Annotated in this window: 21 protein-coding genes; 13 read left to right on the top strand and 8 right to left on the bottom strand. The window is 71.0% G+C overall.

Annotation, left to right across the window (positions count from 1 at the left end):
• Nucleotides 1–40: 40 nt before the first annotated feature.
• The 3 genes from ACFVKT_RS33035 to ACFVKT_RS33025 all read left to right on the top strand — a co-directional run bounded on the left by ACFVKT_RS33035 (nt 41) and on the right by ACFVKT_RS33025 (nt 3,039).
• Nucleotides 41–760, top strand: a complete 720-nt coding sequence (locus ACFVKT_RS33035; protein ID WP_385738407.1) for a vWA domain-containing protein — start codon at nt 41–43, stop codon at nt 758–760.
• A complete protein-coding gene (locus ACFVKT_RS33030) occupies nt 757–1,314 on the top strand; it encodes a HutD family protein (protein ID WP_385738405.1) in 558 nt (185 codons plus the stop codon). Before ACFVKT_RS33035 ends, ACFVKT_RS33030 begins: the two co-directional genes overlap by 4 nt.
• An 81-nt stretch (nt 1,315–1,395) precedes the next feature.
• Nucleotides 1,396–3,039, top strand: a complete 1,644-nt coding sequence (locus tag ACFVKT_RS33025; RefSeq protein ID WP_385738403.1) for a cytochrome bc complex cytochrome b subunit — start codon at nt 1,396–1,398, stop codon at nt 3,037–3,039.
• Here ACFVKT_RS33025 and ACFVKT_RS33020 read toward each other — a convergent pair.
• Nucleotides 3,014–4,090: an acyl-CoA dehydrogenase family protein gene (locus ACFVKT_RS33020; RefSeq protein WP_385738401.1), complete on the bottom strand. Its 1,077-nt coding sequence runs from the start codon at nt 4,088–4,090 to the stop codon at nt 3,014–3,016. The two genes, ACFVKT_RS33025 and ACFVKT_RS33020, sit on opposite strands and share 26 nt — an antisense overlap.
• Complete coding sequence (locus tag ACFVKT_RS33015) at nt 4,090–5,235, bottom strand: acyl-CoA dehydrogenase family protein (RefSeq protein ID WP_385738399.1); 1,146 nt, start codon at nt 5,233–5,235, stop codon at nt 4,090–4,092. Before ACFVKT_RS33015 ends, ACFVKT_RS33020 begins: the two co-directional genes overlap by 1 nt.
• Before the next feature lie 73 nt (nt 5,236–5,308).
• Between ACFVKT_RS33015 and ACFVKT_RS33010 the strand changes: the two genes are divergently transcribed.
• The 3 genes from ACFVKT_RS33010 to ACFVKT_RS33000 are packed head-to-tail and all read left to right on the top strand — an operon-like array spanning nt 5,309 to nt 7,972.
• On the top strand, nt 5,309–6,100 hold the full coding sequence (locus ACFVKT_RS33010; protein WP_385738396.1) for an SDR family oxidoreductase: 792 nt from the start codon (nt 5,309–5,311) through the stop codon (nt 6,098–6,100).
• A 55-nt stretch (nt 6,101–6,155) separates the two neighbouring features.
• Complete coding sequence (locus ACFVKT_RS33005; RefSeq protein WP_385738394.1) at nt 6,156–6,782, top strand: TetR/AcrR family transcriptional regulator; 627 nt, start codon at nt 6,156–6,158, stop codon at nt 6,780–6,782.
• Between the two features lie 32 nt (nt 6,783–6,814).
• Entirely contained in the window at nt 6,815–7,972 is a 1,158-nt protein-coding gene (locus tag ACFVKT_RS33000) for an acetyl-CoA C-acetyltransferase (protein WP_385738392.1), read from the top strand.
• On the opposite strand, the gene ACFVKT_RS32995 is transcribed toward ACFVKT_RS33000, so the two are convergent.
• Genes ACFVKT_RS32995 through ACFVKT_RS32980 form a run of 4 tightly spaced genes read right to left on the bottom strand, consistent with a single transcriptional unit; the run spans nt 7,956 to nt 11,453 of the window.
• On the bottom strand, nt 7,956–9,014 hold the full coding sequence (locus ACFVKT_RS32995; RefSeq protein ID WP_385738390.1) for an NAD(P)H-dependent flavin oxidoreductase: 1,059 nt from the start codon (nt 9,012–9,014) through the stop codon (nt 7,956–7,958). The genes ACFVKT_RS33000 and ACFVKT_RS32995 overlap by 17 nt on opposite strands.
• Nucleotides 9,014–9,766 (bottom strand): CoA-transferase subunit beta, encoded by a 753-nt coding sequence (locus tag ACFVKT_RS32990; protein WP_385738388.1) that lies wholly within the window; start codon nt 9,764–9,766, stop codon nt 9,014–9,016. Before ACFVKT_RS32990 ends, ACFVKT_RS32995 begins: the two co-directional genes overlap by 1 nt.
• On the bottom strand, nt 9,763–10,629 hold the full coding sequence (locus ACFVKT_RS32985; protein ID WP_385738386.1) for a CoA transferase subunit A: 867 nt from the start codon (nt 10,627–10,629) through the stop codon (nt 9,763–9,765). The genes ACFVKT_RS32990 and ACFVKT_RS32985 overlap by 4 nt, the downstream gene beginning before the upstream one ends.
• Nucleotides 10,626–11,453 carry an enoyl-CoA hydratase family protein gene (locus tag ACFVKT_RS32980; protein WP_385738384.1) on the bottom strand — a complete coding sequence of 276 codons (828 nt, stop codon included), beginning with the start codon at nt 11,451–11,453 and terminating at the stop codon, nt 10,626–10,628. The genes ACFVKT_RS32985 and ACFVKT_RS32980 overlap by 4 nt, the downstream gene beginning before the upstream one ends.
• A 92-nt stretch (nt 11,454–11,545) precedes the next feature.
• On the opposite strand from ACFVKT_RS32980, the gene ACFVKT_RS32975 reads away from it, so the two are divergent.
• Together ACFVKT_RS32975 and ACFVKT_RS32970 are read left to right on the top strand one after the other, a co-directional pair.
• Nucleotides 11,546–12,301, top strand: coding sequence for an SDR family oxidoreductase (locus ACFVKT_RS32975; RefSeq protein ID WP_385738382.1), 756 nt, complete (start codon nt 11,546–11,548; stop codon nt 12,299–12,301).
• Between the two features lies 1 nt (nt 12,302).
• Nucleotides 12,303–13,229 (top strand): SDR family oxidoreductase, encoded by a 927-nt coding sequence (locus ACFVKT_RS32970; RefSeq protein WP_385738380.1) that lies wholly within the window; start codon nt 12,303–12,305, stop codon nt 13,227–13,229.
• A gap of 91 nt (nt 13,230–13,320) precedes the next feature.
• Here ACFVKT_RS32970 and ACFVKT_RS32965 read toward each other — a convergent pair whose 3' ends face one another.
• On the bottom strand, nt 13,321–14,067 hold the full coding sequence (locus ACFVKT_RS32965) for an ankyrin repeat domain-containing protein (protein WP_385738378.1): 747 nt from the start codon (nt 14,065–14,067) through the stop codon (nt 13,321–13,323).
• An 82-nt stretch (nt 14,068–14,149) separates the two neighbouring features.
• Nucleotides 14,150–15,046, bottom strand: coding sequence for a hypothetical protein (locus ACFVKT_RS32960; protein ID WP_385738376.1), 897 nt, complete (start codon nt 15,044–15,046; stop codon nt 14,150–14,152).
• 276 nt (nt 15,047–15,322) lie between these two features.
• Between ACFVKT_RS32960 and ACFVKT_RS32955 the strand changes: the two genes are divergently transcribed.
• From ACFVKT_RS32955 to pepN, 5 genes are all read left to right on the top strand, one after another.
• Nucleotides 15,323–16,105, top strand: a complete 783-nt coding sequence (locus tag ACFVKT_RS32955; RefSeq protein ID WP_385738723.1) for a S1 family peptidase — start codon at nt 15,323–15,325, stop codon at nt 16,103–16,105.
• A 324-nt stretch (nt 16,106–16,429) separates the two neighbouring features.
• Entirely contained in the window at nt 16,430–16,882 is a 453-nt protein-coding gene (locus ACFVKT_RS32950) for a GNAT family N-acetyltransferase (RefSeq protein ID WP_385738374.1), read from the top strand.
• Nucleotides 16,883–17,017: 135 nt separating this feature from the next.
• Nucleotides 17,018–17,386 carry a chorismate mutase gene (locus ACFVKT_RS32945; protein ID WP_385738372.1) on the top strand — a complete coding sequence of 123 codons (369 nt, stop codon included), beginning with the start codon at nt 17,018–17,020 and terminating at the stop codon, nt 17,384–17,386.
• A gap of 139 nt (nt 17,387–17,525) precedes the next feature.
• Nucleotides 17,526–18,056: a two-component system response regulator gene (locus ACFVKT_RS32940; RefSeq protein WP_385738370.1), complete on the top strand. Its 531-nt coding sequence runs from the start codon at nt 17,526–17,528 to the stop codon at nt 18,054–18,056.
• Nucleotides 18,057–18,135: 79 nt separating this feature from the next.
• Nucleotides 18,136–20,628, top strand: coding sequence for an aminopeptidase N (pepN, locus tag ACFVKT_RS32935; RefSeq protein ID WP_385738368.1), 2,493 nt, complete (start codon nt 18,136–18,138; stop codon nt 20,626–20,628).
• Nucleotides 20,629–20,838: the final 210 nt, after the last annotated feature.

Raw genomic sequence — 20,838 nt, 5'->3', positions numbered from 1 at the left:
CTCGGCCTCTCGCAATCCTTGAGCGATGGGAGCCGCCCGCATGGCCGGAATCAGCCTCACCAAGGTGGAGGAGACCGCGCCCGCGCTGGTCAGTCTGTACAAGAGTGCCGGTGTCTCCCTCACCAAGCACGGGCTGGACGGGCAACGGGCCGCCGTGTACCTGGTCGTGGACTACTCGGGGTCGATGAAGCCGTACTACCAGGACGGCAGTGTGCAGGCGCTCGCCGACCGGGTGCTGGGGCTCTCGGCGCACCTGGACGACGACGGAACGGTCCCCGTCGTCTTCTTCTCCACCGACGTCGACGCGGTCACGGACATCGCACTCGTCAACCACCAGGGGCGCGTCGAGCAGATCGTGTCCGGGCTCGGGCACATGGGTAAGACCAGCTATCACCTGGCCATGGACGCGGTCATCGACCACTACCTCGACAGTGGCTCCAAGGATCCCGCCCTCGTCGTCTTCCAGACCGACGGCGGACCGATCAACAAGCTCGCCGCGGAACGGTACTTGTGCAAGGCGGCGAAGCTTCCGCTGTTCTGGCAGTTCGTAGGGTTCGGGGATCCGGGGAGCAAGCAGTTCGAATTCCTGCGCAAGCTGGACGAGCTGGCGGTGCCGCAGAAGCGGGTGGTGGACAACGCCGGCTTCTTTCACGCCGGTTCGGATCCACGGAAGGTGTCCGACACCGAGCTGTACGACCGGATCGTCGGCGAGTTCCCGCAGTGGCTGGCGGCGGCGCGGGCGCAGGGGATCGTGCAGTGACCGTGCGTCTGCTGCCCGCCGCCGGGCGGGCCGCCGTGCCTTGGAGGAACGGGGGCGGGGTCACCCGCGAGATCCTCGCCTCGCCGGAGGGCGCGGGCATGGGTGACTTCGTCTGGCGGGTGAGCCTGGCCGAAGTCGCCGCGGACGGCCCGTTCTCGGCCTTCCCCGAGGTCGACCGCATCCTGACCGTCGTCGAGGGCGCGGGCATGGACCTGACCGTGGGCGGTGAGCGGCGGCTCGTCAACTCCCGCTATGTACCGCAGGACTTCCGCGGTGACGTCCCCACCGACTGCCGACTGCTCGACGGCCCGGTCGTGAACCTCAACGTGATGTGGCGCAGGGGCGGCGGTCGTACTCCCCCGACGGTCGCCGTCGTACGCGGCCGGCTGGCCCTCCCCGCCGCGCCCGCCACGCTCGCCTTGATCGTCGCCCTCGACGGGCCCGCCGAGCTCGCCGGGCTGACTCTCGGGCGGTACGACGCCGCACTGCTGACCGGCGAAGGAGCGGTGCTGCACGCGCAGGACCCTACCGCCGTGATCGGGTTTACGCCGTAGCGCCGGTCTCCGGCTCGTGACGACCCGTTGGCTTCGGGTGGGCCTCATGCCACTCTGGGGTTGGCCTCAGGGGAGTGGCATATGGCAGTGCACGAGAGCAACTCCGGGCGGAGGGACGCGAATCCGGCCGCCGGCAGGGGAGAGCGGTTCGCGGACTGGGCCGATGGGCGGCTCGGGGTGTACGCGCAGGCCAAGAGCAATCTGCGCAAGGTCTTTCCCGAGCACTGGTCGTTCATGCTGGGCGAGGTCTGCCTCTACAGCTTCCTCATCCTCATCCTCACCGGGGTCTACCTCACGCTGTTCTTCGAGCCGAGCGGCGTCGAGGTCGTCTACAACGGCTCCTACGAACCGCTCAACGGCGTCATCATGACGCGGGCGTACGAGTCCACACTCGACATCAGCTTCGACGTACGCGGCGGACTGCTGATCCGGCAGATCCACCACTGGGCGGCGCTCGTGTTCGTCGCCGGGATGCTCGTGCACATGATGCGGGTGTTCTTCACCGGCGCGTTCCGCAAGCCGCGCGAGGTCAACTGGGTATTCGGCTGGACCCTGTTGATGCTCGGCCTCATCACCGGACTGACCGGCTACTCGCTCCCCGACGACCTGCTCTCCGGCACCGGCGTCCGCTTCGCGCAGGGTGCCATCCTGTCGATCCCGGTGGTGGGGACGTATCTCTCCTTCTTCCTCTTCGGAGGGGAGTTCCCCGGCCACGACATCATCCCGCGGTTCTTCCCGATCCACGTCCTCCTGCTGCCCGGGATCATGCTGGGCCTGGTGGTCGTCCATCTGATCCTGGTCTTCTACCACAAGCACACCCAGTACCCCGGGCCCGGACGGGAGGAGAAGTCCGTCGTCGGTATGCCGTTCATGCCGGTCTATGTCGCCAAGGCGGGCGGCTTCTTCTTCCTCGTCTTCGGCGCGCTGTCGGTGATGGGGGCGATCGCGACGATCAACCCCGTGTGGGCCTTCGGCCCCTACCGTCCGGACCTGGTGACGACCGGCGCGCAGCCCGACTGGTACCTCGGTTTCTCCGAGGGGCTGATCCGGGTGATGCCGGGATGGGAGATCAACGGCTGGGGCCACACACTCCAGTTGGGTGTCTTCATCCCCTTCATGCTCTTCCCGCTGGTCATGATGGCCATCCTCGTCTATCCGTTCATCGAGGCGTGGATCACCGGCGACAAACGCGAGCACCACCTCCTTGACCGGCCGCGCAACGCGCCCACCCGCACGGGACTTGGCGTCGCCTGGCTGAGCCTGTATGGGGTGCTGCTGATCGGCGGCGGCAACGACATCGTGGCCACGCATCTGCATCTGTCGATCAACCTGATCACGTGGTTTGTGCGGATCGCGTTCTTCGCCGTGCCGGTGCTCGCCTTCGTCGTCACCCGGCGGATCTGCCTGGGGTTGCAGCGCCGGGACCGCGACAAGGTGCTGCACGGGCGGGAGTCGGGCATCATCAAGCGGCTTCCGAACGGCGAGTTCGTCGAGGTCCATGAACCGCTCACGCAGGAACAGCTGTTCGCGCTCACCCAGCACGAGCAGGCGCCGCCGTACGACGTCGGTCCGCTCGTCGACGCGAACGGTGTCACCCGCCGCGTCGGTCCCTCCCAACGGCTGCGCGCGCGGCTCGCCCGCGCCATGTACGGGCCGGGCACGCAGATCCCGAAGCCGACGGCGGAGGAGTACCGCGAGCTCACGAGCGGGGACCACCACCACTGAGTCCGTCGAGGACTTCCGCCCTGCACTCGGCCGGACTGCCCCACGCGGTGCGCAGAGCGCGGGCCTTGGTGAGCCAGAGGGACAGGTCGTACTCGGCCGTGTAGCCGATCGCGCCGTGCAGCTGGAGCGCCGTACGGGCGGTGGCGTACGCCGCCTCACCGGCCGTGACCTTGGCCGCGGCGACGTCCGCCGGTGCCATGGACAGCGCCGCCCCGAAGAGCAGGGGCCGCGCGAACTCCAGGGCGATCTTCGCGTCCGCGAGCCGGTGCTTGACGGCCTGGAACGAGCCGACGGGGACGCCGAACTGGGTGCGCTGCTTCACGTACTCCACCGTCCTGTCGAGGAGGGCGAGACCCACACCGAGCGCCTGGGCGGCCGTGGCTAGCCGGGCCCAGGTCAGGGCCTGGGCGGCAGCGCGGGTCAACTGGGGACCGGTGGCGAGTAGTTCGCCGCCGGGGCGGGGGAGGGCGAGGTGGCGGGCGGGGTCCAGGGAGGGACGCGGGGCGGATCGCTCGTGTCCGGGCGCGCCGGTGGCCCCTGTCGTCAGGTGGAGTTCCGGGTGCGTGCCGGTGTCCCGTACCGCCAGGTGCAGTTCCGCCGCTTCGGCGTCCAGTACGAAAGGGCCACCGCCCGGCAGGGCGACCGTCGCCAGCGCCTCGCCCGAGGCGAGTGCCGGCAGGAGGCGCTTGGCGGGGCCCGGCTCGCCGTGCCCTGACTCGCAGCGCCCCGTCTCGTTGCGCCCCGGCTCGTCGAGTTCGGTGAGCAGTGCTGCCGCCGCCACCGTCTCCACCAGCGGGCCCGGCACCCCGTGGCGGCCCAACTCGACGAAGGCGACGGCCAGTTCCACGGGGAGCGGGCCCATGCCCTCGTACGCCTCCGGTATCGCCAGGGCGAACACGCCCGCGTCGGCGAGGCGGGACCACAGGGCGCGGCCGGGGGCGCGGTCGCCCGTGGCCCACGCGCGGATGACCGTCGGTGTGTCCGCCGCCGTCAGCAGGGCGTTCAGGGAGTGGGCGAAGGCGCGCTGCTCGGGGTCGAGGAGGAAGCGCATCAGCGGCGGCCCTTCGGGAGGCCGAGGAGGCGCTCGGCGATGATGTCGCGCTGGATCTCGTTGGTGCCGGCGTAGAGGGGTCCGGCGAGGGCGAAGACATAGCCCTCGGACCAGTCGGTGTCCGCCAACTCGCCCTCCGGGCCCAGCAGATCGAGTGCCGTCTCGTGCAGCGCGATGTCGTACTCGGACCAGAAGACCTTGTTCAGGCTGGACTCCGGCCCGATCGGCTCCCCGGCGGCGAAACGGGAGGCGCCCGCGTAGGTGAAGAGCTGGTACGCACGGGCGCCGATCACCGCGTCGGCCACCCGGTCGCGCAGCGCCGTGTCCGAGGGGTCGGCGTGGGTGCGCCACAGGGCGGCCAGCCGGTCGGCGGCGGCCAGGAACCGGCCCGGTGAACGGAGCGTCAGACCGCGTTCGTTGCCCGCTGTCGACATGGCGACCCGCCAGCCCTGGCCCACCTCGCCGATCACGTCCTCGTCGGGGACGAAGACGGAGTCCAGGAAGAGTTCGGCGAAGGCCGGCTTGCCGTCCAGGCGGCCGATCGGGCGGACCGTCACACCCGGCGCGCGCAGGTCGAACATCAGGTAGGTGAGGCCCTGGTGGGGCTTCGGGGTGTCCGGTTCGCTGCGGAAGAGGCCGAAGGCGCGGTCCGCGAACGCCGCCCGCGACGACCACGTCTTCTGCCCGCTCAGCAGCCAGCCCCTGTCCGTGCGCACCGCGCGCGAGGTGAGCGAGGCCAGGTCGGAACCCGCCTCGGGCTCGGACCACACCTGTGCCCAGATGGTCTCGCCCGTGGCCATCGACGGCAGCACGCGCGCGCGTTGCTCCTGCGTTCCGTGGTCGAAGAGGGTGGGGGCCAGCAGGTTGATGCCGTTCTGGCCGACCCGGCCCGGCGCGCCCGCCGCGTAGTACTCCTCCTCGAACACCAGCCACCGCACGATGTCGACGCCCCGGCCGCCGTACTGCGTCGGCCACGACACCACCGACCAGCGGTCCGCGGCGAGTTCGGCCTCCCACGCGCGGTGGGCGGCGAAGCCCTCCTCCGTCTCCAGGGAGGGGAGGGGGACGGGCGGCACGTGGGCCGCGAGCCAGGTCCTGGCCTCGGCGCGGAAGGCCTCGTCGGCGGGGCAGTGGTCGAGATCCATCGGCAGCACCCTTCGGGGGAACCCTGCGGCGACAACCTTCCCTAACAAGTGTTTGGTAGGTTAGCGTGGCGTCATGAGCGACGTCGAGAGTCCGGCGTACGTATCCGGGCACGGGCTGTTGAAGGGGCGTACGGCTGTCATCACCGCCGCCGCGGGTGCCGGCATAGGCGGGGCGACCGTGCGCAGGTTCCTCGAAGAGGGGGCCAGGGTGCTGATCGGTGACGCACACGCGCGGCGGCTCAAGGAGAGCGCCGAGGCCCTCGCGGCGGAGTTCGGCGCCGGGAGTGTCGCCTCGCTGCCCTGCGACGTCACCGACGAGGACCAGGTTCAAGCCCTCTTCGACACGGCCCAAGAACTGCACGGAGGCTTGGACATAGTCGTCAACAACGCCGGTCTCGGCGGGACTTCGGACCTCGTGGACATGGCGGACGAGCAGTGGTCGAGGGTGCTCGACGTGACCCTGGGCGGCACCTTCCGGTGCACCCGCGCGGCCCTGCGGGCGTTCAAGGCGCAGGGCGGTGGCGGAGTCGTCGTGAACAACGCCTCCGTCGTCGGCTGGCGCGCCCAGGCCGGGCAGGCCCATTACGCCGCCGCGAAGGCCGGGGTCATGGCGCTCACCCGGTGCGCGGCGATCGAGGCCGCCGCGTACGGGGTGCGGGTCAACGCCGTCTCCCCGAGCCTCGCCATGCACCCGCACCTCGCGAAGGTGACCACGCCGGAGCTGCTCGAGGAGCTGACGGCGCGCGAGGCGTACGGGCGGTACGCCGAGCCGTGGGAGGTGGCCAACGTGATCGTTTTCCTGGCGTCCGGCTACTCCTCGTACCTGACCGGGGAAGTCGTCTCCGTCAGCAGCCAGCACGCGTAGGGGCGGGGGCGGCCGGCATGCGGGGATACGAGGAGCGCAGGACCACAATGGGCCCGTGCCTACCAAGAAGAAGCCACCGGTGACCGCCTCGCCCGAGCGGCGCCGCGAACTGCTCGACACGGCCGCCGAGGTCTTCGCCGAGCAGGGCTACAACGCCACCACCGTCCGCAAGATCGCGGACCAGGCCGGAATGCTCGCGGGCAGTCTCTACTACCACTTCGACTCCAAGGAATCGATGCTGGAGGAGATCCTGCGGACCTTCCTCGACGAGCTCTGGGACGGGTACGACACCGTCCTGGACGCCGAACTGGGCCCCCGGGAAACCCTGGAGGCCCTGGTCACCGAGTCCTTCCGGGAGATCGACCGGCACCGCGCGGCCGTCGCGATCTACCAGAAGGAGTCCAGACACCTCGCCGCACAGCAGCGGTTCGCCTTCCTCGCCGAGTCGCAGCGCAACTTCGAGAAGGCGTGGCTGAGCACGCTGGAGCGCGGTGTGGCCGCCGAGGTCTTCCGGGCCGACCTCGACATCCGGCTCACCTACCGGTTCGTGCGCGACACCGTGTGGGTCGCCGCGTCCTGGTACCGGCCCGGCGGGCACCACAGCCCGGAGGAGATCGCCCGGCAGTACCTGTCGATGGTCCTGGACGGGATCTCCGTACGCGAACAGCCACCACCGCGCTGACCCCATGTCCGTGAGTCCCTGAGGGAGTTGTCATGGCCGAGGCCTACATCGTCGAAGCGGTCCGTACGCCTGTCGGGCGGCGCAGGGGAGGCCTGAGCGGCGTCCACCCGGCCGACCTCGGCGCGCATGTCCTGGGCGCTCTGGTCGAGCGGTCGGGCGTGGACCCGGCCGCCGTCGAGGACGTCGTCTTCGGGTGCCTCGACGCGGTCGGGCCGCAGGCCGGGGACATCGCCCGCACCGCCTGGCTGGCGGCCGGGCTGCCCGAGGAGGTGCCGGGAGTCACCGTCGACCGGCAGTGCGGGTCCTCCCAGCAGGCCGTGCACTTCGCCGCCCAGGGCGTACTGTCCGGCACCCAGGACCTGGTGGTCGCGGGCGGCGTCCAGAACATGAGCCAGATACCCATCGCCTTCGCCTCCCGCCAGGCCGCCGAACCCCTCGGCCTGACCCAGGGCCCCTTCGCGGGCAGCGAGGGCTGGCGGGCGCGCTACGGCGACCGGCCCGTCAACCAGTTCCACGGCGCCGAGCTGATCGCCGCCAAGTGGGGCATCAGCCGCCTCGACCAGGAGGAGTTCGCCCTCCGCTCCCACCAGCGGGCGGTCCGCGCCATCGACGAGGGCCGCTTCGCCCGCGAGACCGTGGCGTACGGAGAGGTCACGGTCGACGAGGGGCCGCGCCGGGACACCTCGCTGGAGAAGATGGCGGCCCTGAACCCCGTCATCGAGGGCGGTACCGTCACCGCCGCCTGTTCCTCCCAGGTCTCCGACGGCGCCGCCGCCATGCTCCTCGCCTCCGAGCGGGCCGTACGGGAGCACGGACTGACGCCCCGCGCCCGCGTGCACCATCTCTCCGTCCGCGGCGACGACCCCATCCGCATGCTGACCGCCCCCATCCCGGCCACCGCCCACGCCCTCAAGAAGACCGGCATGTCCATTGGCGACATCGACCTCGTCGAGATCAACGAGGCCTTCGCCCCGGTCGTCCTCGCCTGGCTCAAGGAGACCGGCGCCGACCCGGCGAAGGTCAACGTCAACGGCGGCGCGATCTCTCTCGGTCACCCACTGGGCGCCACCGGCGTGAAGCTGATGACGACCCTGCTGCACGAACTGGAGCGCACCGGGGGCCGGTTCGGACTCCAGACCATGTGCGAGGGCGGCGGCCAGGCGAACGTGACGATCATCGAACGGCTCTGAGCAGCTCCAAGCACTTCAACGTCTCCGCCGCCTCCGCCATCACCCGGTCCACCAGCTCCGCGCAGGACGGCAGGTCGTCCAGCACCCCGGCGACCTGCCCGGAGGACATCACCCCGAGGTCGGTCCGGCCGTCCACCATCGCGGATCTGAGCAGCATGGGGGTGTTGGCGGCGAGCAGCACCTGGCTCCAGGACAGGTCTCTGCCGTGCTTCATCGCGAGACCGTCGCGGATCATGGCGGGCCAGGAGAGGCCGGATATTTTGCGGAAGGCGGTGGCCCTGCGGACGGCTTGGACGAGCGCTCTCGTACGGCCGGACCTCTCCAGGGAGTTGACGAGGTCCGTACGCAGCATGCGGTGCGGAAGGCCGTCGACGGCCGTCGTGACTGTGACGTCCCTGACGGTCGCCGCCAGGTACCGCGCCTTCACCGCATCGGGGACCGTCGAGTCGGAGGTCAACAGGAACCGCGTGCCCATGGCGACGCCCGCGGCGCCGAACGCCAGCGCGGCCACCAGGCCCCGCCCGTCATGGAAGCCACCCGCCGCCACGACCGGGATTTCGACCGCGTCCACCACCTGCGGCAGCAGCACCGTCGTCGCCACCTCGCCGGTGTGCCCGCCGCCCTCGCCGCCCTGCACGATCACCGCGTCGGCGCCCCAGGCGGCCACCTTCTCCGCGTGCCGGCGCGCCCCGACGGAGGGGATGACGACCACGCCCGCGTCCTTCAGCTCGGTGATCAGCTCGCGGGAAGGGGCGAGCGCGAAGGACGCCACACGTACGCCTTCATCGACGATGATCCGCACCCGGTCGCCCGCGTCCCCCGCGTCGGCCCGCAGATTCACGCCGAACGGCGCGTCCGTGCGGGACCCGACCTCCCGTACGGCATCCCGCAGTTGGTCCAGGGTCATCGTCGCGGAGGCCAGAATGCCCAGCGCGCCCGAGTTCGCCGTCGCGGAGACCAGCCGGGGGCCCGCCACCCAGCCCATGCCGGTCTGCACGACCGGGTGGCGGACGCCGACCAGCCGGGTGAGCGCCGTGTCCATCAGCGGCTCCCTGTCCTGGCGGCCCCGGGGACCTCACGGTCCCGCGTGCCCTTGGGGTCGATGACCTCACGGACCAACTCCAGCTCCGCCGGGGTCGGTTCGCGGGTGAACGGCACCTCGGCGGGCACGTTCAGCTCGAAGCCCGTCGCTTCCCGGACCTGTTCGAGGGTGACGCCGGGGTGCAGGGAGGCCAGGCGCATCGAGTGGTCGGGGGTGGCGAAGTCGAAGACACCGAGGTCGGTCACCACGCGCGGGATGCGGTGGAAACGGGTGGCGCTCGGACCCGCCGCGGCGGCACGGTCGTACCCCACTCCGCACACCATGTCGACCTTCCCGACGAACACGCGCCGGGAGTGCTTCGGGATCCAGTAACTGGTCGGGTTGTTCAGGGTGTTGACCGGTGCGCCGCGCACGCCGAGCAGCTGGCGCCTGGGCCTGTCCCAGTCGCCGACGCACGAGATGTTCTGGTTGCCGAAGCGGTCGATCTGGCTCGCGCCCATCATCACGTGCCGGCGCCCGCCGGTCACCATCGCCAGATGCTGTCGGTACGGCAGCCAGCCCTCCGGTGTCCCGTCGAGCCCGACGAGCATCGCCTCGCCGTCGGTCAGCAGCAACTCGGGGGAGAAGGTGCGCTTGGCGAGACGGGCGCCGATGGACGGGATCAGGCCCATGGGACTGGCGAGCACCTCGCCGTTGCCCCGCCAGGCCTCGGCGCAGGCGATCACGCAGTACTCCGCCGGGGTCGGGCTCACTGGTCCTGCTCCTTCTGCCAGGCCTGGACGGCGCTCTGGTAGGCATGTTCGTCGCCGCCGAGGAACCGCTCGGCGAACTCGGCGTACGGCATGGTCGCGTACAGCTTCTGGAAGGCTTCGTCGCGGCCGTGGTCCGGGGCGCAGGACGTGAAATGCGCGCCGTTCGGCGCCTCGACGACGCCCGTCACGCCCGACCGCTTGAGCAGCAGGGTCTGCGGCGCGGCCTCCTTGGTCAGCTCCGCCGTGTCGACGACTCGCTCGCAGGAGACGTACGCCGCGTCCGCCGCCTCGCAGAACAGGTCGTCGAAGTACGGGTCCGGGCCCAGGTACTGGCCGTTGCCCAGCCGGTCCGCGCGGTTCATGTGGACCAGGGCCGCGTCCAGCCGCAGGGCGGGCATGGCGACGAACTCCTCTCTGACACCGGAGAGTTCATCGGCGTAGGGCGAAGTGACTGTCCGCAGGCCGGGGTTGACCCGCATCACGTCCGAGCCGAGCCCGGCGCGCACCGGCAGGAACGGCAGCCGGTTCGCGGCGGCGTGCAGTCCCCACATGAACATCGCCTCGTCGACCTCCATCAGCTCGAAGGCCCCGCTCTCGCGCGCCGCGCGGTAGTGCGGTTCGAGCGGGATCGAGTCGAGGGTCACGAACGCGGTCACGAGCTTGCGAATCCGTCCGGCGGCGGCGAGCAGGCCCACGTCCGGGCCGCCGTACGAGACGACTGTGAGATCGGTGATCTCGGAGCGGAGCAGTGCTCTCACCAGGGCCATCGGTTTGCGGCGTGAGCCCCAGCCGCCGATGCCGAGTGTCATCCCGCTCTCCAGACGGCCCACGGCTTCCTGGGCCGACATGGTCTTGTCGCTCACTGGGTGGCCTCCTTGGCGGACTCACGGGACTCACCGGACTTCCCGAGCTCGCGGGACTTGTCGAACTCGCCGGACTTGCCGAAGGTGTCGCGAACGTCGTCGGCCACTCCGCTGAGGCCGGCCTCGAAGGTGAAGCCCTGCTCGAAGCGGTAGCTGCGGCGCACGTCCACGGGATCGATTCCGTTGATGGCTGCCTTGGCGAGCCGCAGCAGACGGCCGTCCTTCGCGGCGATCTCACGGGCCAGCTCCAGGGCGGCCGCGCGCAGTTCGGCGCGCGGCACCACCTTCCACACCGAGCCGTGCGCGTGCAGCTCGGCCGCGGTCACGGTGCGCGAGGTGTAGTACAGGACGCGCATCAGGTGCTGCGGGACCAGACGGGCCAGATGCGTGGCCGCGCCGAGCGCCCCGCGGTCCAGCTCGGGCAGCCCGAAGGTGGCGTCCACGCTCGCCACGATCGCGTCCGCGTTGCCGACGAGACCTATCCCGCCGCCCAGACAGAAGCCCTGCACCGCGGCCACCACCGGCACCTCGCACTCGTACACCGCCGCGAACGCCTCGAAGCAGCCACGGTTCGCGCCGATGAGCGCGCCATGACCTTGCGTAGGGCCGGTGGTGTCCCGCTGTATCTCCTTGATGTCCACGCCCGCGTTGAAACCGCGGCCCTCGGCCGTCAGCACGACACAGTGGGTCCCGGGGTCGCGGCCCGCCGCGCGGACGGCGTCGGCCAGGTCGAACCAGCCCCGCACCGGCAGCGCGTTCACCGGCGGGAAGTCGGCCGTGACGACGGCGATCCCCTTTTCCGGGTTCGAAGTGGAGACACCCATGGGCACATCAGCTACCTTCGGCTATCTTTCCACCAAACGTTTGTTAGGTGAGATTCGAAGCTAGCAGCGAATGCATCCCAGCGGGAGGCCCTGTGGACAACGTGGATCCCGGCGACTCGGGCAGGACCGTCGTCGTCACCGGCGGCACCCGTGGGGTCGGTGCCGGGATCGCACGGGCCTTCGTCGCAGCTGGCGCGAAGGTCGTGGTCTGTGCGCGCCGGCCGCCCGAAGTGCCGGTCGAGGGCGCCGCGTTCACGGCCGTGGACCTGCGGGACCCGTCCGCCGTCCGCGACTTCTTCGACGCCCTGCCCCGGCTCGACGTCCTGGTCAACAACGCGGGGGGCTCCCCCTACCGGCCGCTCGCGGAGTCGGAAGCCGAACGCCACGCGCGCGTGATCGAGCTCAACCTCACCGCGCCGCTGACCGCCTCCCTGGCTGCGCACCGCCAACTCCAGCAGGCCAAAGGGTCGATCGTGATGATCGGCAGCGTGAGCGGGACCCGGCCCTCGCCCGGCACGGCGGCGTACGGCGCGGCCAAGGCGGGACTGGAGAACCTGGCCCGTTCGATGGCCGTCGAGTGGGCCCCCGACGTCCGGGTCAACACCCTCGTCGTCGGCATGGTCCGCACCGAACGCTCGTACCTGCACTACGGCGACGAGGACGCCGTCGCCGCCGTCGCCCGGACCGTGCCGCTGGGCCGCCTCGCCGAGCCGTACGACGTCGGGGAGGCCGCCGTCTTCCTCGCCTCGGCCGCCGCCTCGTACATCAGCGGGGCGAGCCTGCTGGTCCACGGAGGGGGCGAACGGCCCGCCTTCCTCGGTGCCGCAACCGCCAACAAGGAGAGCTGAGATGAGTGGACCGCTGCTGTGCGAGGGGCGTGTCGTCGTCGTCACGGGTGCGGGGCGCGGGCTCGGCCGGGCGCACGCGCTCGCGTACGCCGCCGAGGGTGCGCGTGTCGTCGTGAACGACCTCGGGGTCGGTCTGGACGGCACGCCCGGTGCCGGGTCTCCCGCCGGGCAGGTCGTGGAGGAGATCCGCTCGGCCGGCGGGGCAGCGGTGGCCCACGGCGGTGACGTCGCGACCACCGAGGGCGCCGCGTCCCTCGTCCGCACCGCTCTGGAGACGTACGGGCGCCTCGACACCCTCGTCAACAACGCCGGTTTCCTGCGGGACCGGATGCTGGTCAACATCGAGGAGGACGACTGGGATGCCGTGATGCGGGTGCATCTGAAGGGGCATTTTCTTCCGTTGAAGCACGCCGCCGCGTACTGGCGGGCGGAGGCCAAGGCCGGGCGGCCGCCCCGGGCCCGGGTGGTGAACACCAGCAGCGGCGCGGGCCTGTTGGGGTCCGTCGGGCAGGGGAACTACAGCGCCGCCAAGGCCGGGATCGTCGGGCTGACGCTGGTCGCCGCCGCCGAGTTGGGGCGGTACGGCGTTCAGGTCAACGCGGTCGCTCCCGCGGCGCGGACGCGCATGACCGAGGGGGTGTTCGCGTCGGCGATGGCCGCGCCTGGAGGCGACGGATCCTTCGATGTGATGGCTCCCGAGAACGTGTCGCCGTTGGTGGTGTGGCTCGGGTCCGCCGCGAGTGCCGGTGTCTCCGGGCGGGTCTTCGAGGCCGAGGGTGGGCGGATCACTGTGATGGAGGGGTGGCGGGCGGGGCCCGGGGTGGACAAGGGGGCGCGGTGGACTCCGTCGGAGGCGGGGGATGCCGCGTTGAAGCTGTTGGCGGGGGCGGAGGTTCCTGGGGTGGTGTACGGGGGTGGAATGACGTGAGTTTTTTCGCCCCCTCCGCCCCTGCCCATTCCCGTCACCTGGGGGCTCCGCCCCCCAACCCCCGCTCCCCAAACGCCGGAGGGGCTGAAAATCAGGAACCCGTGCCGCGCAGGACCGCTTCCAGCAGGGTCGCTATCTCCAGGTGCCCCGTCTGCTGGTCGTTCCCCGCTACTGGGCGGCCTTGAGGGTCGAGGAGTTGGACCTCGATGATGTCGCCGCCGGCGTCCGGGTAGCGGTGGGTGACGAAGCGGCAGCCGGGGTCGTAGGCCTGCTCCAGGCCCGCGCGGAGTTCGGCCTCCACGTCGAGGGCCAGCCAGCGGCGGGCCTCCGCAAGGGCCTCGGACCGGGACTGCGCGCCATGCGTGAGGAGAGCGCGTACACAGCCGGGGGAGCCTCGGCGCGCGGCCGCCACCAGCGGGGGTTCGCCGGTCGGACCGGGACGGCCCGGGTCCGCGCCACCCGCGAGGAGGGCCTCCGTCACCGCGACATGACCGCACCGCAGCGCCCACGCCAGCGCCGTGAACCCGTGCTCCTCCACCGTGTCGGGCCCGGCCCCGGCAGACAGCAGGGCCCGTACGACCTCCGTGTGCCCGCCGCACGCCGCCCCGCACAGCGGAGCGTCGGAGCCCGCGCTGAGCCGGTCGGGCGCGGCGCCGGCCGCAAGCAGCAGTCGTACGATGTCGGGCTGGTCGCTGACCGCCGCCAGGTACAGCACCGTCTGGCCGTCCTCGTCGACGGACTCCGGATCCGCGCCGGAACGCAGCAGCCGTACGACCGCGTCCTCGTCACCCTCGTACACAGCGGTGAAGACGAGCGCCGCGGGGTCGTTCTTGCTCATCCTTCGACCCTCGCTCTCGAAGGGCGCCCGAGGCAAAGGCTTTTGGGGTGTTCCGCCTCACTCCTCCCACCCCTCCCGGCGTCTACGTGTCGCACTCCAGCACCGTCCGGCACAGCGCGCAGCGGGCCCGTATCCGGCCGCGCACCGGCACCCTGATCCGCTGGTGGCAGGTCGGGCAGGGGAAGGACACGCGCAGCGGGCCGCGGCCGTCGGGGCTGAAGGTGTAGGGGACGCCGGGTGGTGAGCCGTGGTCGGGATGGTCCTGGGCGTAGCGGCGGTCCTTGGCGTAGCGGCGGCGGCCCGTCCAGCCGGCCGCGGTCAGCGGCGGCTGCTGCTCGTCGCGGCGGGCCTGGGCCATGCCCTTGGTGTACGCCGTGTACGCCTGCGGGCTGGTGAACCAGATCGAGGGGTCCTCGCCGAAGACCAGGGCACGCTTGGCGAGGACGTAGCCGAACTCCTCCGGCGTCAGATAGCCGAGCTTCTGCGAGGAGGCCGCGTCCTCGCGGTAGGCGTCGAGAAGGAGCCAGCCCGCGCCGAGGTAGGCCGCCGCGGTGTCCGTGAGGATCTCGGTGTCCCGGGTACCGGGGAAGGCGAGGTCCAGGCGGTGCAGGTAGACGTGCATGACCTCGTGGGCGAGGGCGGCGCCGATGTCCCGGCGGTGGGTGCGGAACCGGTCGTTGAGCTCGATGAAGTACTCGGGGCCCGCGGCGAGTTCGACGTTCGCCGCGTGGGTCATCTCGCGGAAGCCGATGATCATCCGGGCGTCCGGCAGCCGGTAGTGCCGCACCATCTCGCGGGCCACGCGCTGCGCGCCCAGATGCAGGTCGTCGATGTCGCCGAAGGCCACGTCGGCGGGGGCCACGCTGGTCGCGAAGGTGTGGATGGTGTCGTACGAGAGCCGTCTGTAGAGCGCGGTGATCGAGGCCCGCACCGTGTCGAGGTGCGGGAAGCCGTGCTCGACGGGTCCGCCGTTCGCCACGTCCGCACCCCCTGAAGACGCCGGAACTCACCTCCACTGTAGGCCGGGGTTCCGTCGGGCGGCGGGGCACGGACAGGCGCGGCCAACCGGACATGGCCGGAATGAACCCCTTGCCGGGGTCGTGGCGTGCTCTCCATAATCCGCAACAGCTTGGCAGGAACATGCCATGCGCCCCGGGTCGGTCGGCGCCATCGGTGCCTCGGCCCAGTGCTGTGCGTGACGTGCGGCTACCCGCCGCACGTTCAACCCCCCACGAAGGGAAGCACGTTGAAGTTCCTGAAGAAGTTCACCGGCGTCAAGAGATCGCTCGCCATCGGAGCCGTCCTCCTCGCGGCAGTATCCCTCCAGCCCCTCTCCACCGCACAGGCCGCACCCGCGCCCGTCATCGGTGGAACCCGGGCCGCACAGGGCGAGTTCCCGTTCATGGTCCGCCTCTCCATGGGCTGCGGCGGCGCGCTCTACACCCAGCAGATCGTGCTCACCGCCGCGCACTGCGTGAGCGGCACCGGCGCCAACACCAGCATCACCGCCACCGCGGGCGTCGTCGACCTCCAGTCCACCACCGGCCGCGTCCAGGTCAAGTCCACCTACGTCTACCGGGCCCCCGGCTACAACGGCACCGGCAAGGACTGGGCGCTCATCAAGCTCGCCTCGCCCATCACCACCCAGTCCACCCTGAAGATCGCCACCACCACGGCGTACAACACCGGCACCTTCACCGTCGCCGGCTGGGGATCGGCCAGCGAGGGCGGCGCCCAGCAGCGCTACCTGCTGAAGGCCACCGTGCCGTTCATCAGTGACGCCACCTGTCGCACCTACAGCGGCTACAGCGGTCTCGTCGCCAGCGACGAGATCTGCGCCGGCTACGCCGCGGGCGGCGTCGACACCTGCCAGGGCGACTCCGGCGGCCCGATGTTCCGCCGGGACAGCGCCAACGCCTGGATCCAGGTCGGCATCGTCAGCTGGGGCATAGGCTGCGCCCGGCCCAACGCCCCCGGCGTCTACTCCGAGGTCTCGACCTTCGCGTCGGCCATCGCCAGCGCCGCGGCGACTCTCTGATCCCTGGCTCTTCTGCCGGCACACGTCTGTTCGTGGGCGTCCGCGACCTGTTCTGGTGTCGCGGGCGCCCTGGCGGGCGTATCCGGCCGTGTGTATCGGGCTGTGCACCCGGCACCCGCCGCCTGGCACCCGGCACCCGCCGCCTGGCACCCGGCACCCGCCGCCTGGCACCCGGCACCCGCCGCCTGGCACCCGCCGCCTGGCACCCGCGCACCCGCCGCCTGGCACCCGCGCACCCGCCGCCTGGCGCCGCGCACCTGCCGCCGTGCGGGCCGCAGGAAAAGCGTTCGGACCCTGGGCGCCGGCGCTGACATACTCCGCGCCATGAGTAACGGACATCAGCCGCCCGTCCCCGCGTCGTTGCAGGTCGGCGGCAAGGACGAGGCCCTGCAGCAGCGCCTCGACGACGAGCTGACCGCCTTCAACAGCCGTGCCACCGGCGCCGGGGAGCCGGTCCCGCTGTCCGTACGGGTGACCGACTCCGAGGGCGAACTCGTCGCAGGCCTCACCGCCTGGGCCTGGGGCAGCCTCTGCGCGATCGGCATGGTGTGGGTGCGCGAGGACCAACGGCACGCGGGCTGGGGGAGCAAGCTGCTGCGGGCGGCCGAGGAGGAGGGCGCCCGGCAGGGCTGCACCGAGGTGATCGTCTCCTCCTTCACCTTCCAGGCCCCCGGTTTCTACCAAGGGCACGGATACCGCGAGACGGGCCGCACGGAGGGCATCCCGGGCGGTCATCAGGACGTGCACTTCCACAAGGTGCTGAAGACCGAGCACTGATCCGCGGTACGGGGCCACAGGCGCCGTACCGGTCCCGGCGGGCCCCCCGCCCGCGACGGGTTCCGGTCACGTCCCTCGCCGAACGCAGGGAGCGCGCGCATGCCCTGCGGGAACCTCCCCTTAGGGTTGATCCCTATGAGCACCAGTCACACCAACGAGACGGCGGCCGGCGCGGACAGCCAGGTCGACCCGGCCGTCCGAGCCGAACTGGCCCGGCTGCGCGACAGCATCGACAACATCGACGCCGCCGTCGTGCACATGCTCGCCGAGCGCTTCAAGTGCACCCAGCAGGTCGGCCACCTCAAGGCCGCCCACCAACTGCCGCCCGCCGACCCGGCCCGCGAATCCCTCCAGATCGCCCGACTGCGCCGGCTCGCCGAGAACGCCAAACTGGATCCGGCCTTCGCCGAAAAATTGCTCAATTTCATCATCGCCGAGGTCATTCGCCACCACGAGAGCATCGCGGACGGCGTCGAGGGCCCCACAGCCGCCACGGGGGAGTGACACCGGGCGGTCCGACCGGGCATCCTGCGCTGAGCACTCTGCGCCGCCTTCGAGTCGAGCACTCCTTGTCAACCACGGGCACATGTCTTGAGTCCGGACGGGCATAAGCTGGTATGTCCAAACGAGGGGACGTCGGGCCATGCCTTCGGACGCCAAGATCCTCATCGTCGACGACCACGAGGACACGCTGTACGCCCTGGAGAGCGCCCTGGCGCCGCTGGGCTACCTCCTGTCACGGGCGACCAGCGGCGACGAGGCACTCAAGGAAGTCCTCCGCGGCCAGGTCGGACTGCTCGTCCTCGACGTGCGCATGCCCGGCGTCAGCGGCCTCGACGTCGTGCGCTACATGCGACGCCTGGAACAGACCCAGCACATCCCCGTCCTCCTGGTCACCGGTTTCGGCACCGACGCCGAACTGACCTCCGCCGCCTTCGGCCTCGGCGTCGCCGACCTCGTCATGAAACCCATCGACCCCTGGACGCTGCGCACCAAGGTCCGCTACCTGTACGACACCCACCAGCGCTACCTGAGCCTGGAACGCGAAGTGCGCGAACTGCGCGCCCTGGTCAAGGAGCACACCCCGGCCCCCACCCCCACGCACCCCGACACCCGCGTGCCCCTCCAGCGCGAGGCCCGCCACGGGAAGCTGCAGCAGGACCAGACCTCGTAGTCCTCCGGAAACCAGGGGGCAAAAGCCGTATACCGGTCCACCCCTGTGCGCTGTCAGACGCATCAGGCAGCATGTCCTCATGTCCGTACTGACGCGCGACGAAGCGCAGACCCGTGCCAAGCTCCTCGACGTCCACCACTACGGGATCGACCTCGACCTGACCGGCGGGGACGAGACCTTCGACTCCAGGACCGTCATCCGCTTCACCGCCCGCGCCGACGCGGACACCTTCGTCGAGCTGAAGCCCGCCGAGCTGCGCTCCGTCACCCTGGACGGGCAGCCCCTCGCCCCCGAGACCCTCGACGAGAACCGGCTGCCGCTCAAGGGCCTGACCGCCGGCGAGCACGAACTGCGCGTCGACGCGGCGATGCGCTACTCCCGCACCGGCGAGGGCATGCACCGCTTCACCGACCCCACCGACGGCGAGACCTACCTCTACACCCAGCTGTTCATGGAAGACGTCCAGCGCGTCTTCGCCGCCTTCGACCAGCCCGACCTGAAGGCCGTCTTCGAACTGACCGTCACCGCCCCCGAGGGCTGGACCGTCCTCGCCAACGGCGTCACCGAACACCTCGGAGAGGGCCGCTGGGAAGCCGCCGCCACCCCCCTCATCTCCACCTACCTCGTGGCCGTCGCCGCCGGACCCTGGCACTCCGTACGCACCGAGCACCGCGGCCTCCCCTTCGGCATCCACTGCCGCCGCTCACTGGCCCCCCACCTGGACGCCGACGCCGACGAGATCCTCGAGGTCACCCGCGCCTGCTTCGACCGCTACCACGAGAAGTTCGACGAGCCCTACCCCTTCGACTCCTACGACCAGGCGTTCGTCCCCGAGTTCAACGCCGGAGCCATGGAGAACCCCGGACTCGTCACCTTCCGCGACGAGTTCATCTACCGCTCCGCCGTCACCGACACCGAACGCCAGACCCGCGCCATGGTCATCGCCCACGAAATGGCCCACATGTGGTTCGGCGACCTCGTCACCCTGCGTTGGTGGGACGACATCTGGCTGAACGAGTCCTTCGCCGAGTACATGGGCTACCAGACCCTCACCGAAGCGACCCGATTCACCGAGACCTGGACCGACTTCGGCGTCACCCGCAAACCCTGGGGCTACGACGCCGACCAGCGGCCCTCCACCCACCCCGTCGCCCCCGACCCGGACGCCGTCCCCGACACCGCCTCCGCCATGCTCAACTTCGACGGCATCTCCTACGCCAAGGGCGCCTCCGCACTACGCCAACTCGTCGCCTGGCTCGGCGAGAAGGACTTCCTCGCCGGCATCAACATCCACTTCGCCCGCCACAAGTTCGGCAACGCCACCCTCGCCGACTTCATCGACTCCCTCGCCGGAGCGACCGAACGGGACGTACACGCCTGGGCGGAGGCCTGGCTGCGCACCACAGGCGTCGACACACTGACCCCCTCGATCAGCGAGGCCGAGGGCCATTGGCACCTCACCGTCGCCCATGACGGCAGCCGCCCCCACCGAATCGCCGTCGGCGCCTACGACACCCTCCCGGCCGACGAGAACAACCTGGTCCTGCGCGACCGCTTCGAACTCGACGTACCCCAGGGCGAATCCATCAAGCTCGGCCCCGGCCGCCGCCCCGACCTGCTGCTCCTCAACGACGGCGACCTGTCGTACGCCAAGATCCGGTTCGACCCGACATCCTTCACGACCATCCACACGGCCCTGTCCGGCCTGCCCGACCCGCTCACCCGCGCCGTCGTCTGGAACGCCCTGCGCGACGCCGTACGCGACGGCGAACTCCCCGCCATGGCCTACGTGGACGCCGCCCGCGCCCACCTTCCGCACGAAACCGACCTCGCCCTCGTCCAAGGCGTCCTGTCCTTCGCCACCGCCCAGGTCGCCGACCGCTTCCTGTCCGCCGAGGACCGGCCCACCGCCCTCGCCACCCTCACCTCCCTGTGCCGCGACCTGATCCGCCGCACCGAGGACGGCACCAACCCCGGCCTGCGCCTCACCGCCGTACGCCACTTCATCGACGTCGCCGCCCACCCCGACACCATCAGCGCCTGGTTCTCCGAAGGCACCGTCCCCGGCGGACCCGAACTCGACCCCGAGCTGCGCTGGCGCATCCTGGGCCGCCTCGCCGTCCACGGCGCGATCGACGACGCCGTCATCGACGCCGAACTCGTCCAGGACCCCAGCGCCACCGGGCAGGAAGGCGCCGCCCGCTGCCGCGCCGCGCTGCCCGACCCGCAGGCCAAACGCGCCGCCTGGGAGGCGATGTTCGCCACCGACGACCTCTCCAACTACCTCTTCACCGCCACCGCCCAGGGCTTCTGGCAGCCCGAACAGGCCGACCTCGTCAGGGAGTACGTCGAGCGCTACTGGCCCGACGCCGTCGCGCTCGCCGCGCGCCGCGGTCCCGCCATCGCCGACGCCGCCGGCCGCTGGGCCTTCCCCGCGTACGCCGTCACCCCGCACACCCTCGCCCTCGGCGAAGCCTGCCTCCGCGACGCCGACCCCATCCCGGCCCTGCGCCGCAAACTCGCCGACCAACTCGACGACCTGGGGCGGGCGTTGCGGGTCAGGGGGGCGTAGGTTCCGCGACTCACGGCCCGGTTGCCGGGCCGTGAGTTTTTTCGCCCCCTCCGCCCCTTCCCGTCCTGTTTCTGGGGGCTGCCACCCCCAGACCCCCGCTTCGCGCTGAACGCGCTCGTCCTCAACCGCCGTACGGGCTGAGACGGGGCGTAGCCCCGGATGCACGGGACGGGGAGGGGCGGATGTACGGGACGGGTAGGGGCGGAGGGG

The sequence above is a fragment of the Streptomyces sp. NPDC127595 genome, from assembly GCF_042671685.1.
Classification (GTDB): domain Bacteria; phylum Actinomycetota; class Actinomycetes; order Streptomycetales; family Streptomycetaceae; genus Streptomyces.
Note: the sequence above shows the minus strand (reverse complement) of the source record. Positions and strands in the feature narration are given on the sequence as shown.